The 12,647-nt window shown below is 73.1% G+C and carries 12 protein-coding genes; 9 read left to right on the top strand and 3 right to left on the bottom strand.

Annotation, left to right across the window (positions count from 1 at the left end; translation table 11 throughout):
* The gene (locus ACIPM1_RS23170; RefSeq protein ID WP_356188676.1) at window positions 1-450 is read right to left on the bottom strand and encodes a metallopeptidase family protein; all 450 of its coding nucleotides are present in this window, start codon (window positions 448-450) and stop codon (window positions 1-3) included.
* A 305-nt stretch (window positions 451-755) separates the two neighbouring features.
* Here ACIPM1_RS23170 and ACIPM1_RS23165 point away from each other — a divergent pair, with 305 nt between their 5' ends.
* From ACIPM1_RS23165 to ACIPM1_RS23140, 6 genes are all read left to right on the top strand, one after another.
* On the top strand, window positions 756-1,178 hold the full coding sequence (locus ACIPM1_RS23165; protein WP_356188521.1) for a DUF3499 domain-containing protein: 423 nt from the start codon (window positions 756-758) through the stop codon (window positions 1,176-1,178).
* A 221-nt stretch (window positions 1,179-1,399) separates the two neighbouring features.
* Window positions 1,400-2,764, top strand: a complete 1,365-nt coding sequence (locus ACIPM1_RS23160; protein ID WP_402437536.1) for a phosphomannomutase/phosphoglucomutase — start codon at window positions 1,400-1,402, stop codon at window positions 2,762-2,764.
* Between the two features lie 213 nt (window positions 2,765-2,977).
* On the top strand, window positions 2,978-3,148 hold the full coding sequence (locus ACIPM1_RS23155; RefSeq protein WP_020940431.1) for a Trm112 family protein: 171 nt from the start codon (window positions 2,978-2,980) through the stop codon (window positions 3,146-3,148).
* Window positions 3,149-3,176: 28 nt separating this feature from the next.
* Window positions 3,177-4,304, top strand: coding sequence for an SIS domain-containing protein (locus tag ACIPM1_RS23150; RefSeq protein WP_356188517.1), 1,128 nt, complete (start codon window positions 3,177-3,179; stop codon window positions 4,302-4,304).
* A gap of 134 nt (window positions 4,305-4,438) precedes the next feature.
* A complete protein-coding gene (gene manA / locus ACIPM1_RS23145) occupies window positions 4,439-5,590 on the top strand; it encodes a mannose-6-phosphate isomerase, class I (protein ID WP_402437533.1) in 1,152 nt (383 codons plus the stop codon).
* Between the two features lie 169 nt (window positions 5,591-5,759).
* Window positions 5,760-6,740 carry a cation diffusion facilitator family transporter gene (locus ACIPM1_RS23140; protein WP_402437531.1) on the top strand — a complete coding sequence of 327 codons (981 nt, stop codon included), beginning with the start codon at window positions 5,760-5,762 and terminating at the stop codon, window positions 6,738-6,740.
* A gap of 69 nt (window positions 6,741-6,809) precedes the next feature.
* On the opposite strand, the gene lepB is transcribed toward ACIPM1_RS23140, so the two are convergent.
* The gene (lepB, locus tag ACIPM1_RS23135; protein ID WP_402437529.1) at window positions 6,810-7,481 is read right to left on the bottom strand and encodes a signal peptidase I; all 672 of its coding nucleotides are present in this window, start codon (window positions 7,479-7,481) and stop codon (window positions 6,810-6,812) included.
* 421 nt (window positions 7,482-7,902) lie between these two features.
* On the opposite strand from lepB, the gene ahcY reads away from it, so the two are divergent.
* Window positions 7,903-9,360 carry an adenosylhomocysteinase gene (gene ahcY / locus ACIPM1_RS23130; RefSeq protein ID WP_402437527.1) on the top strand — a complete coding sequence of 486 codons (1,458 nt, stop codon included), beginning with the start codon at window positions 7,903-7,905 and terminating at the stop codon, window positions 9,358-9,360.
* A gap of 169 nt (window positions 9,361-9,529) precedes the next feature.
* Window positions 9,530-10,147 carry a hypothetical protein gene (locus tag ACIPM1_RS23125; RefSeq protein WP_402437525.1) on the top strand — a complete coding sequence of 206 codons (618 nt, stop codon included), beginning with the start codon at window positions 9,530-9,532 and terminating at the stop codon, window positions 10,145-10,147.
* Between the two features lie 6 nt (window positions 10,148-10,153).
* Here the strand turns inward: ACIPM1_RS23125 and ACIPM1_RS23120 are convergent, their stop codons facing one another.
* On the bottom strand, window positions 10,154-11,182 hold the full coding sequence (locus tag ACIPM1_RS23120) for an RDD family protein (protein WP_402437523.1): 1,029 nt from the start codon (window positions 11,180-11,182) through the stop codon (window positions 10,154-10,156).
* Between the two features lie 131 nt (window positions 11,183-11,313).
* Between ACIPM1_RS23120 and ACIPM1_RS23115 the strand changes: the two genes are divergently transcribed.
* Window positions 11,314-12,318: a stage II sporulation protein M gene (locus tag ACIPM1_RS23115; protein ID WP_402437521.1), complete on the top strand. Its 1,005-nt coding sequence runs from the start codon at window positions 11,314-11,316 to the stop codon at window positions 12,316-12,318.
* Window positions 12,319-12,647: the final 329 nt, after the last annotated feature.

Raw genomic sequence — 12,647 nt, 5'->3', positions numbered from 1 at the left:
TCAGTCCTCCCCGTACCGGGGGTCCACCGTCTCCGGGGTCAGGCCCAGCAGATCGGCCACCTGCTCCACCACGATCTCGTGCACGAGCGCCGCCCGCTCGTCCCGCCCCTTGGTGCGGATCTCCACCGGCCGCCGGTACACGACCACCCGCGCCCGGCGCCCGTCCCGCGCCGCGACCGTCCCCCCGAGGGGCACCGCCTCGTCGCTCCAGACCCGCCCCGGCCCGTCCAGCCGCGGCACCTCCAGCACCAGGAAGTCGATGTCGGCGAGCTGCGGCCACCGCCGCTCCAGACGCTCCACGGAGTCCTGCACCAGGTCCGCGAACACCTCGGCGCGGCTCGCGGCGAGCGGCACCTGCGGCGGCGCGATGGGGCCGCGCATGCCCCGGCCGTGGCGGTCACGACGACGGGGCCCGGGGCCGGCGGCTCGAGGCGGTACACGGTTGTCCATCACTGGTGAAGCGTAGTCCCCGCACGGTCCGCCCGGTCCGCTCCGCGCGGCATCCCGGACACCGCGCCGCCCCGCTTCATCCCATGATCCCGGATGTCGCCGGATGCCCATTCCGGCCAAGATTGGGCTCGATTCCGTATCTCTCCGAGCGCGGAAAGCGCAAGGCTTTTGACGTTGTTTGTGCCGACCTGTAACCACGCCCGGAGTCGACCGGGATGTGGCCGCCGGGCGTCCGCGCAGGTCAGCAAGGTGGGGCAGAAGGGGTGTGTGGGGCGTTTCACACTACGACACGGGGGAGTGACCTGGTGGAGAGTCGTCGCGGCCCGCTCAAGAGTGCGGTACCGTCCAACGTCGTGAGCCCTGTACGTCGCTGTTCGCGCACCGCCTGCGGCCGACCCGCCGTCGCGACGCTGACGTACGTCTACGCCGACTCGACCGCGGTCCTCGGCCCGCTCGCCACCTACGCCGAACCCCACTGCTACGACCTGTGCGCCGAGCACTCCGAGCGCCTCACCGCCCCGCGCGGCTGGGAGGTCGTCCGGCTCCTCGACGGCTCGGCCCCCGCCCGCCCCAGCGGCGACGACCTCGAAGCGCTCGCCAACGCGGTGCGCGAGGCGGCCCGGCCCCAGCAGCGCGCGGCCGAGGCCGGCGGCGGGCCCCGCACGGCCGACCCGATGGAGGTCGCGCGCCGCGGCCATCTGCGCGTGCTCCGCTCGCCGGACAACTGAATCGGTTCGCCGCCGGTCCGCGACCGGTCGTCACCGTCCCGTGCCGCTGTCCGTGCCGCGGTCCCGTGCCTCGCGCCGGAGTCCCCTGCCCCGCACCGGAGTTCCGCATTCCACCCGTCCCCGCAGCCACGGTGTGCCGGCGGCCGGGCCGCCCCACGGGGACCCGCCGGCCGGTACGGGTAGTTTGTGGGGACCGATTGGACCATCAAGAAGGGTTGGCCGTGGCTGCTGATCTGTCGCAGATCGTGAAGGCGTACGACGTACGCGGAGTGGTCCCGGACCAGTGGGACGAGTCGCTGGCCGAACTCTTCGGGGCGGCCTTCGCGGAGGTCACCGGCGCGAGCGCCCTCGTGACCGGGCACGACATGCGGCCCTCGTCGCCCGGCCTCTCCCGTGCCTTCGCGCGTGGCGCCGCGCGGCGCGGCGTCGACGTCGTCGAGATCGGCCTGTGCTCGACGGACCAGCTGTACTTCGCCTCGGGCGCGCTGGACCTGCCGGGCGCGATGTTCACGGCCTCGCACAACCCGGCCCGGTACAACGGCATCAAGATGTGCCGGGCGGGTGCCGCGCCGGTCGGCCAGGACACGGGGCTGGCCGAGATCCGCGAGCTGGTCGAGCGGTGGCGCGAGTCCGGCGCCCCGGAACCGGTCGCCCGGCCGGGAACGGTCACGCAGCGCGACACGCTCGACGAGTACGCGGCACACCTGCGCTCCCTGGTCGACGTGAGCTCCATCCGCCCCCTGAAGGTGGTCGTCGACGCGGGCAACGGCATGGGCGGGCACACCGTCCCGACGGTCCTCGCCGGCCTGCCCGTCGACCTGGTGCCGATGTACTTCGAGCTGGACGGCACCTTCCCGAACCACGAGGCCAACCCCCTCGACCCGGCCAACCTCGTGGACCTGCAGCGGCGGGTCCGCGAGGAGGGAGCCGACCTCGGCCTCGCCTTCGACGGCGACGCCGACCGCTGCTTCGTGGTCGACCAGCACGGCGAGCCGGTCTCCCCGTCCGCGGTCACCGCGCTCGTCGCCGCGCGCGAGCTGGCCCGGCACGGCGGCCAGGGCATGATCATCCACAACCTGATCACCTCCTGGTCGGTCCCGGAGGTCGTGCGGGAGAACGGCGGCACCCCGGTGCGCACCCGCGTCGGCCACTCCTTCATCAAGGCCGAGATGGCGCGCACGGGCGCGATCTTCGGCGGCGAGCACTCCGCGCACTACTACTTCAAGGACTTCTGGAACGCCGACACCGGCATGCTGGCCGCGCTGCACGTCCTCGCGGCCCTGGGCGGCCAGGACCGCCCGCTGTCGGCGCTGGTCGCGCAGTACGACCGCTATGCCGGCTCCGGCGAGATCAACTCCACCGTCGACGACCAGGCGGCCCGCCTCGCCGCGATCAGGACGGCCTACGAGGGCCGCCCGGACGTCACCCTCGACGACCTCGACGGCCTCACGGTCACGGCCGCCGACTGGTGGTTCAACGTCCGCCCCTCCAACACCGAGCCCCTGCTCCGCCTGAACGCGGAGGCCCGCGACGAATCCACGATGGCCAAGGTGCGCGACGAGGCCTTGGCGATCATCCGGGCCTGAAACCCCCGGCCGCGACCGGGGGCCCGGGGCGGAGCCGCCCCTCGGGCGTCACGGCAGCGGGCGGCGGCCTCGCGGCCGGCCACCCCGCGGGACGCGCGGCCGCCGCCACCCCACGCCCGGCAGCCCGCCCCCGGCCCCCTCGCACCAGCGGTACCCTGACCAGGCACGTCCCGTACCACCCACACCGCACGTCCGCTCCCGAAGGGAACCGCCATGCCGCTCGAAGCCGGCCTCCTGGAGATCCTCGCCTGCCCGGCCTGCCACGCCCCCCTCAAGGAGCAGGACGCCGAGTTGATCTGCACCGGCCAGGACTGCGGCCTGGCCTACCCGGTCCGCGACGGCATCCCCGTCCTGCTCGTCGACGAGGCCCGCCGCCCCGCGTAACCGACCCGGCGATCGGAGGCTGCCGCCCATGCTCGACGAATCGCTGCTCGACAACCCGGACCAGCTCGCCGAGGCCGACCGCCGCGGGCTGCTCCGCGGCGCCGCCGAGGCGGGCGCCCGGGTCCGGACCGCCGCCCGGCACGCGGCCGAGGCAGGCGTCAAGGACCTCAAGCCCGACGGCCGCCCCCGCGCCGTGCTCATCGCCGGCCCGGGCGCCGCCGCCACCCAGGCCGCCGACCTCCTCGGCACACTCGCCGGCGCGGGCAGCCCCGTGACCCGGCTGGCCCCCACCGGCGTCGCCCCCGCCGCGGGCGCCCTGCGCTGGGAACTTCCAGGCTGGGCCGGCTCCGTCGACCTGCTGCTGATCGCCACCCCGGACGGCACCGAGCCGAGCCTGTCCCTGCTCGCCGAGCAGGCCTACCGCCGCGGCTGCGCGGTCGCCGCCGTCGCGCCCGCCCACACCCCGCTCGCCGAGGCCGTCGCGGGCGCCCACGGCATGTTCGTACCGATGGCCACGGCCCCCTACGACCAGGACGAGCCGTTCCCCGCCTCGTCGCCCGGCGTCCTGTGGGCCCTGCTCACCCCGCTGCTCGCGCTCCTGGACCGCATCGGCCTGCTCGCCGCCCCGCCCGACGCCCTGGAGCGGGTCGCCGACCGGCTGGACCACATCGCCGAGCGCTGCGGCCCCGCCATCGCCGCCTACAGCAACCCCGCCAAGACACTCGCCGCCGAACTCACCGACGCGCTGCCCCTGATCTGGACCGAGGGCACCTCGGCCGGCGCCGCGGGCCGCCGTTTCGCCGCCGCGCTCGCCGAGCTGTCCGGCATCCCCGCGGTCGTAGCGGAACTCCCCGAGGCGCTCGCCGAGCACGGCGCCCTGCTCGCCGGTCCGCTGGCCGCCAGCGCCGATCCGGACGACTTCTTCCGCGACCGCGTGGAGGAGGCGCCCGCCCTGCACGCGCGCGTGGTGCTGCTCCGCGACCGTCCGAGCGGCGGTCTCACCGCCGCGCCCAGCGCCCGTGAACTGGCCCTCGCCCACGACACGCCGATCAGCGAGCTCGAACCGGAGTCCGGCGGCGAGATCGAGAGCCTCGCGGAACTGATCGCCGTCACGGATTTCGCCGCCGTTTACCTCGCGCTCGCCTCGAGGGCCTGATCTGGACGTCGGCACTCCGAGACCGTACGAGGGGTGTCCGGCCGCCGTACCCACGGCGGCCCCGCGTCGTCCACCGAGTGACGCGCCACAGGACGCGCCGCAAGGCGCGAAGAGAAGCCGGCAGGAAGAAGCGCATGGACCGCCTCGACAACACCGTCCGCCCCTACGCCTGGGGTTCCACCACCGCCATCCCGCGGCTGCTCGGAGTCGAGCCGAGCGGGGAGCCGCAGGCGGAGATGTGGATGGGCGCCCACCCGGGCGCCCCCTCGCGCACCGGGCGCGGCACGCTCGTCGAGGTCGTCGAGGCGGACCCGGAGCGGGAGCTGGGCGCCGCGGCCGTGGCGAAGTTCGGCCCGCGCCTGCCCTTCCTGCTCAAGATCCTCGCCGCCGGCGCCCCGCTCTCCCTCCAGGTGCACCCCGACCTGAAGCAGGCGCAGGACGGCTACGCGGACGAGGAGCGGCGCGGCGTCCCGATCGACGCCCCGCACCGCAACTACAAGGACGCCAACCACAAGCCCGAGCTGATCTGCGCCCTCACCGAGTTCGACGGCCTGTGCGGATTCCGCGACCCGCGGAGCGCCGCCGACCTGCTCGAAGGGCTCGGCGTCGCCTCCCTCAAGCCCTACGTCGACCTGCTGCGCGCCCAGCCCGAGGACGCGGCGCTGCGCGAGGTGCTCACCGCCCTCCTCACCGCCGACCGCGACGAGATCGCCGGCACGGTGGCCGAGGCCGCGGACGCCTGCGCTCGCCTCGGCGGCGCGTACGCCCCCTACGCCGACATCGCCCGCCACCACCCCGGCGACCCCGGCGTCCTCGCGGCCATGCTGCTCCACCACGTCCGGCTCCAGCCGGGGGAGGCCCTGTTCCTCGGCGCGGGCATCCCGCACGCCTACCTGAGCGGCCTCGGCGTCGAGATCATGGCCAACTCCGACAACGTCCTGCGCTGCGGCCTGACCCCCAAGCACGTCGACGTCCCCGAACTGCTGCGCGTCGTCCGCTTCGCCTCCGACGACCCCGGCGTCCTGCGCCCCGAGGCCGCCGCGGACGGCGAGGAGGTCTACGACACCCCCATCGACGAGTTCCGCCTGTCCCGGTACGTGCTGCCCGAGGGCGGCGAAGTCCGCGCCCTGACCGCCGGCACCCCGCAGATCCTGCTCTGCACGGCCGGCCGCGTGCGCGCGGGCGGGTACGAGCTCACCCCGGGCCGCTCCGTGTTCGTACCGGCGGGCGAAAAGGCCGAAGTGTCCGGTGCCGGCACAGTCTTCCGGGCCACGGTCGTCGTCTGAGGCGAGAGGGCCGGTGGCCCGGGGTACTCCATTCGCGCCGGGCTGCAACAATGGCCCCCCGGCAAAGGACGGGCAAAGCCCCCGGGGCGGACACGCCACCGGCGAGCGGCGCCTGGGGACACGCCCGGCTGCGGGCGTACGGACGACGGCGAAGGGACAACGCGAACACATGAGCGCGTCAGGCGGCACCAAAGCGATCGTGGCGGCACTCGGTGCCAATCTCGCGATCGCGGTATCGAAGTTCGTGGCCTTCGCCTTCAGCGGCTCGTCGTCGATGCTCGCCGAGGGCGTCCACTCGCTCGCCGACTCCGGCAACCAGTTCCTGCTGCTGATCGGCGGCAAGCGCGCCCAGCGCGAGGCGACCCCCCAGCACCCCTTCGGCTACGGCCGCGAGCGGTACGTCTACGCCTTCCTCGTCTCCATCGTGCTCTTCTCCGTCGGCGGCATGTTCGCCATCTACGAGGGCTACGAGAAGATCAAGCACCCGCACGCCCTGGAGCACTGGTACTGGCCGGTGGGCGTCCTCCTCTTCGCGATCGTCGCCGAGGGCTTCTCCTTCCGCACGGCCATCAAGGAGTCCAACGAGCTGCGCGGCCAGCTGTCCTGGACGCAGTTCGTCCGCCGCGCGAAGGCGCCCGAGCTGCCGGTGGTCCTGCTGGAGGACTTCGGCGCGCTGATCGGTCTCGTCCTCGCCCTCGGCGGCGTCGGCCTGGCCCTGATCACCGGCGACGGCCTGTGGGACGGCATCGGCACCGTCTGCATCGGTGTCCTGCTGGTCCTCATCGCCCTCGTGCTGGCCGCCGAGACCAAGTCCCTGCTGCTCGGCGAGGCCGCCGGCGCCGACGTCGTCCGGCAGATCGAGAAGGCCACCGTCGACGGCGACACGGTCACCCGCATCATCCACATGCGCACCCTCCACCTCGGCCCCGAGGAACTGCTGATCGCCGCCAAGATCGCGGTGCGGCACGACGAGACGGCCGCCGAGATCGCCACGGCCATCGACGCGGCCGAGGCCCGCATCCGCGCCGCCGTCCCCATCGCCCGCGTGATCTACCTCGAGCCGGACGTCTACAGCGAGGCCGAGGCCGCGAAGGGCCCGGACCGCGAGGCCACCCCCGGCGGCCCGGCACCGCGCCCCGCCGGGCATTGACCCGCCGTACCCCGCGACGGGGCCCGCCGAGATCCTCGGCGGGCCCCGTCGCCGTTCACGCCGCCGGTGTCACAGGTGCCCGGGCCACAGCGTCGACGTCAGTGCCGCGGGCCGCCGCCGCGCGGCCCGGGCCGCCACGGCCAGCACCGGCCCCACCACGGCGAGGACCAGCCCGAGGAAGGCGACCACGCCGAGCAGCCCCGGCACCATGCGCTGATCGGTCACCCGGCCCTGGACCGCTCCGAGCGGCACGGTCCCGCCGTGGTCGTCGGGGAAGGCACGGGAGTCCCGCGCGTTCGACCGGTGGTCGCCGAGCAGGAAGACCCGCCCCTCGGGCACCCGCACGTCGTACGGCCGGTGCGTCCCGTCCCCGACACCGTCCCGCACATACGGCTCGTCGAGCGCCCTGCCGTTGACGACGATCCGCTCGTGCGTCGTCCCCAGGCCCGAGCAGCACACGACACGGTCGCCGCCCACGCCGATCACCCGCTGCACCACGGGCGCGGACTGGTAGCGCTCCGGCGCCGTGTACAGCACCACGTCGCCCCGCCGCACCTCGGCGCCGCCGATCCGCTCGAGGACGAGCCGGTCACCGACGCCGTACGTCGGCGACATGCTGTCGCCGCGCACCTCCAACAGCAGATAACCCGTCCGCAACCACACCAGGGACGCGATCAGGAGCAGCACCCCCAGAGGCCCCACCACCCAGGCCGCCACCCGGAGTCTGCGCGCCTTCTCCATGACCACTCCCTCCCCACGCGGCACATCCGCGGCGCACAGGCTAGCGGCGGCCCGCCGCCGCCCCGCACGGGACCGGCGCAGGCCGGACCCCCTTCCGGTCCGCCCCCGGACCCACCTCGGGCCTCACTTCCCGCCCCGCGCCCGCCCCGCTCCCGGCCGCGCCGGGCCCAGCGATCGGCCCGATCTGTCCGGAGACGGACTGGGGACTGCCGGGGGTCGCGGTGTAGCTTGGGACGGAGCCAGACGTCGCTGCTGATGGCGGTCGGGCGGTCCCGTGGCGGACCGTCCGAGGGAGAGAGGGCCTCCGACGGACTGCGCTGCGCGTACGCGGGCATGCCTGTGTCCTCTTCGGGCACCCCTGTGTCCGCCGCCGCGCAGGTCAGCCGTACCCACCTCGACCCAACCCGAGGAGCAGCCCGTAATGACGACTGTCGACAACCGACAGGACTTCAAGGTCGCCGACCTGTCCCTGGCCGAGTTCGGCCGCAAGGAGATCACCCTCGCCGAGCACGAGATGCCGGGCCTGATGGCGATCCGCAAGGAGTACGCCGAGCGGCAGCCGCTGCGCGGCGCCCGGATCACCGGCTCCCTGCACATGACCGTGCAGACCGCCGTCCTCATCGAGACCCTGGTCTCCCTGGGCGCGCAGGTCCGCTGGGCCTCCTGCAACATCTTCTCCACCCAGGACCACGCGGCCGCCGCCATCGCCGTCGGCCCGAACGGCACGCCCGAGAACCCGCAGGGCATCCCGGTCTTCGCCTGGAAGGGCGAGACCCTGGAGGAGTACTGGTGGTGCACCGAGCAGGCCCTGACCTGGCCGGACACCCCCACCGGCGGCCCGAACATGATCCTGGACGACGGCGGTGACGCCACCCTCCTCGTCCACAAGGGCGTCGAGTACGAGAAGGACGGCAAGGTCCCCTCCGTCGACACCGCCGAGTCCGACGAGCACCGCGTCATCCTCGAACTGCTGACCCGCACCCTGGGCGAGAACCCCCAGAAGTGGACCCAGCTGTCCTCCGAGATCCGCGGCGTCACCGAGGAGACCACCACCGGCGTCCACCGCCTGTACGAGATGCAGCGCGACGGCGTCCTCCTCTTCCCGGCCATCAACGTCAACGACGCCGTCACCAAGTCGAAGTTCGACAACAAGTACGGCTGCCGCCACTCCCTGATCGACGGCATCAACCGCGCCACCGACGTCCTCATCGGCGGCAAGACCGCCGTCGTCTGCGGCTACGGCGACGTGGGCAAGGGCTGCGCGGAGTCCCTGCGCGGCCAGGGCGCCCGCGTGATCGTCACGGAGATCGACCCGATCTGCGCGCTGCAGGCGGCCATGGACGGCTACCAGGTCACGACCCTCGACGAGGTCGTCGACAAGGCCGACATCTTCATCACCACGACCGGCAACAAGGACATCATCATGGCCTCGGACATGGCCAAGATGAAGCACCAGGCCATCGTGGGCAACATCGGCCACTTCGACAACGAGATCGACATGGCCGGCCTCGCCAAGGTCCCCGGCATCGTCAAGGACGAGGTCAAGCCGCAGGTCCACACCTGGACCTTCCCCGACGGCAAGGTGCTCATCGTCCTGTCCGAGGGCCGCCTGCTGAACCTGGGCAACGCCACCGGTCACCCGTCGTTCGTGATGTCCAACTCCTTCGCGGACCAGACCCTGGCCCAGATCGAGCTGTTCACCAAGCCCGACGAGTACCCGACCGGCGTGTACACGCTGCCCAAGCACCTCGACGAGAAGGTCGCCCGCCTCCACCTGGACGCGCTCGGCGTGAAGCTGACCAAGCTCCGCCCCGAGCAGGCCGCGTACATCGGCGTGGAGGTCGACGGCCCGTACAAGTCGGACCACTACCGCTACTGAGCCGCACCCGCGTCTCACCCAGGTCCCCCGAGGCAGGCCCCCGCACCCCCGTGCCGGGGGCCTGCCCCTTTGGCCGGACCCGCCGTCGCGCCCGCCTGGCCCGGCCGTCACACCGACCCGACCGACCCGCGGCGGCGACCCGACCCGCCCGTCACGACCCAGGACCCCCATGCCCCGCGGCCGCTATTCGCTCCACGATCCGCACGATCACACCCCCCTCTACGAAGAGCACTTCCAGTGCGCCCCTGGCCCCTCCGGCTGGCGCTACGTCTCCCGGATCACCACCCCCACCGGCGACCACCACGGCTCCGTCGACCTCGCACTCGACGAACTCGGCCGGCCCCTCCGGCTGGAACTGCACGCGGGGGGCTGGCAGGTACGCGGCGCCGCACTCGACGGCGTCACCTGGGTCCGCACCGACCCCACCGGAACCCATGCCACCGAAGGCAATGTGCGCGCCCACGCCTTCACCGGCACGTCCCCCGCGTTCCTCGTCGCCACCGCCCGTCTTCTGCGCCTCACCCCCTCCGCTCCCGCGACCCGCGTACGCCTCGTCGCCCTCACCGACCCGGTCCTCGCCCCCCGCACCGTGGACCAGTCGTGGGCGCTGGTGAAAAGCGAAGCACACCCCACTGACAACGGGCCCCTGACCGTGGACGAATACCAGGTCACAGACCTGGACACGGGCGAACGGCACACCGTGCACCTCGCCGGCGACGTGGTGCTGGCCGCCCCCGGCATCGAACTGGAGGACCTCCAGTCACCCCCGTCCGCCTTCGGCCCCTGACCGGTCCTAGGCCGGCGGTACGAACCCGGTGGCCGGCCGCTCCGCCGACGGCGCCTGCCGCGGCGCGTCCTGCGGCGCCTCCTGCGCCTCGACGGGCGGAACCGAGGACGGAACGACTGGCGGAACGCCGGGTGCGCCCGCCCCGGAACCACCGCTCACGCCCGCCTCTGGGCGCCCACTCGCCGAGGGCGGGGCGAAGCCGCCCACGCCGGGAGCGGCGCCGCCCGCCGCACCGTCGCCCACGGCCGCCGCGCCCTTCCCATCGGCGGCCCCTCCCGCGGCCGCACCGGGCCCGAACACGCGCCGTGCCTCGCGGGCCTGCCGCTCCTGCATCACCGCGGCCAGGTACATGGCCGGGGGAACCTCGGGCGGCGCCGGAGTCCCGGTCCGGGCCGCGAGGTCGGCGGTGAGCCGCTGGGCCATGCTCCAGCCGACCTGCGGATCCAGCTGCTGCATCCGCGTCAGGTACTGCCGGACCGCGAGCCACAGCCCGTCGGGAACCGCCGAGAGGTCGAGGCCCGAGAAGCGCCCGGCCAGCCAGGGCGGCGGCGGAGGCACGGAAGCCGCATGCCCGACCGGCACCCGCTCCCGTACGACGAGGGTGCCCGCGAACACGTCGCCGAGCCGGCGCCCCCGGGCCGACACGAGCGAGGCGATGCAGGCGATGACCCCGAACGTCATCAGGATCTCCACCACGCCGATCGCACCCCGCACCAGCGCGTGCCGGAACCGGATCGGACCGCCGTCGTCCCGCACGACGCGCAGCCCGCACGCCATCTTCCCCAGCGACCGCCCGTGGCTGAGCGTCTCCACCGCGATCGGCCCACCCACCAGTACGAGCAGGAAGGTCGCGATGGACACCGCGATCTGCGCCGCCTCGTCCAGCGAAGCCGTCGCCGCCACCAGAGCCACGGTCACGGCTATATAGACCGCCATGGCCACCGCGAGATCGAGCAATACGGCCAGCGCCCTGCTGGGCAGCCTCGCAGGGCGCAACTCCAGCGCCACCGCCTCGCCCGTCACCAGCTCACTCACGCCTGCCGTCCTTCCCCTGACCCACCTCGAAGACGGTCAGTCTGCCAAGCTGAGGCCGTGCGCGTCCCAGTAAGACAAGCTGACACTTCCGACGAGCAGTAGAACAACCAGCCGAGGAGCAGGCAGACACGATGGACCTGGACGTCTTCGTCTCCGCCCACCGAGCCGAGTGGGACCGCCTCGACGCCCTGCTCCGCCGCCGGCGCCGCCTCACCGGGGCGGAGGCGGACGAGCTCGTCGCCCTGTACCAGCGCACGGCCACCCACCTCTCCCTGATCCAGTCCAGCGCACCGGACCCGCAGCTGACCGGACGGCTCAGCCAGCTCGTGGCCCGCGCGCGCAGCGCCGTGACGGGAACCCGCCGCGCCTCATGGCGCGACGTGACCCGCTTCCTGCTGCACGGATTCCCGGCCGCCGTCTACCGGGCCCGCCACTGGTGGGTCCCCACCGCCCTGGTGTCCACCGTCGTCGCCGTCCTCCTGGGGTGGTGGATCGCCGCGCACCCCGAGGTGCAGAGCACCATCGGCGCCCCCGGAGAGCTGCGCAACCTCACCCGGCCCGGCGGTGAGTACGAGACCTACTACTCGAGCCACCCCGCGGCCGCCTTCGCCGCCCAGGTGTGGACGAACAACGCCGAGGCCGCCGCCATCTGCCTGGTGCTCGGGGTCTTCCTGCTCCCGGTGCTGTGGATCCTCTTCGAGAACATGCTCAACCTCGCGGTCGGCATCGGGCTGATGTCCTCGGCCGGCCGGCTGGACACCTTCGTGGGCCTGATCCTTCCGCACGGCCTGCTCGAACTCACCGCCGTCTTCGTCGCCGCCGGTACGGGACTGCGCCTCGGGTGGACCCTCGTCGACCCGGGCCCGCGCCCCCGCCGCACGGCGCTGGCGGAGGAGGGCAGGGCCGCGGTGGGTATGGCGATCGGCCTCGCGCTGGTCCTCTTCGTGTCCGGCGCGATCGAAGGCTTCGTCACGCCGTCCGGCCTGCCCACCTGGGCCCGCATAGGCATCGGCGTCGCCGCGGAGTTGCTGTTCCTCGCGTACGTCTACGTCCTCGGGGGCCGCGCGGCCCGGGGCGGCGAAACGGGTGACGTGGAGGCGGCGGAACGCAGCGCCACGGTGCCGACGGCCGCCTGATGTGCGTGCACACCTGCTGAGCTGCTAGTCTCCTCTTCGCCCCACCGGAGCCGTTGACACGGAGCGGATGGGGAGGTAGATTCGAACAGTTGCCTGGAGCTGGGCTTGAGTCCAGATGGGCGGCAGTGAGCATCTATCGGCTTCCGGAAACGACGATTTCCGAGAAGCACCTCCCGATAAATCGGAATCGATGGCCGGTCAAACCGGCGCGAGACTTCTGATAAAGTCGGAACGGCCGGAAAGGGAAACGCGGAAGCGGGAACCTGGAAAGCACCGAGGAAATCGGGTCGGAAAGATCTGATAGAGTCGGAAACGCAAGACCGAAGGGA

Source organism: Streptomyces sp. NPDC086766 (assembly GCF_044746005.1).
Classification (GTDB): domain Bacteria; phylum Actinomycetota; class Actinomycetes; order Streptomycetales; family Streptomycetaceae; genus Streptomyces.
The sequence above is the reverse complement of the archived record's forward strand: the minus strand, read 5'-3'. Positions and strand labels throughout refer to the sequence as shown.

What these genes read in the sequence shown, in the direction of transcription:
- ACIPM1_RS23170 (WP_356188676.1), bottom strand. Translation starts at nt 450, where the DNA reads ATGGACAACCGTGTACCGCCTCGAGCCGCCGGCCCCGGGCCCCGTCGT.
- ACIPM1_RS23150 (WP_356188517.1), top strand. Translation starts at nt 3,177, where the DNA reads ATGCTCGACGAATCGCTGCTCGACAACCCGGACCAGCTCGCCGAGGCC.
- lepB (WP_402437529.1), bottom strand. Translation starts at nt 7,481, where the DNA reads ATGGAGAAGGCGCGCAGACTCCGGGTGGCGGCCTGGGTGGTGGGGCCT.
- ahcY (WP_402437527.1), top strand. Translation starts at nt 7,903, where the DNA reads ATGACGACTGTCGACAACCGACAGGACTTCAAGGTCGCCGACCTGTCC.
- ACIPM1_RS23140 (WP_402437531.1), top strand. Translation starts at nt 5,760, where the DNA reads ATGAGCGCGTCAGGCGGCACCAAAGCGATCGTGGCGGCACTCGGTGCC.
- ACIPM1_RS23155 (WP_020940431.1), top strand. Translation starts at nt 2,978, where the DNA reads ATGCCGCTCGAAGCCGGCCTCCTGGAGATCCTCGCCTGCCCGGCCTGC.
- ACIPM1_RS23115 (WP_402437521.1), top strand. Translation starts at nt 11,314, where the DNA reads ATGGACCTGGACGTCTTCGTCTCCGCCCACCGAGCCGAGTGGGACCGC.
- manA (WP_402437533.1), top strand. Translation starts at nt 4,439, where the DNA reads ATGGACCGCCTCGACAACACCGTCCGCCCCTACGCCTGGGGTTCCACC.
- ACIPM1_RS23125 (WP_402437525.1), top strand. Translation starts at nt 9,530, where the DNA reads ATGCCCCGCGGCCGCTATTCGCTCCACGATCCGCACGATCACACCCCC.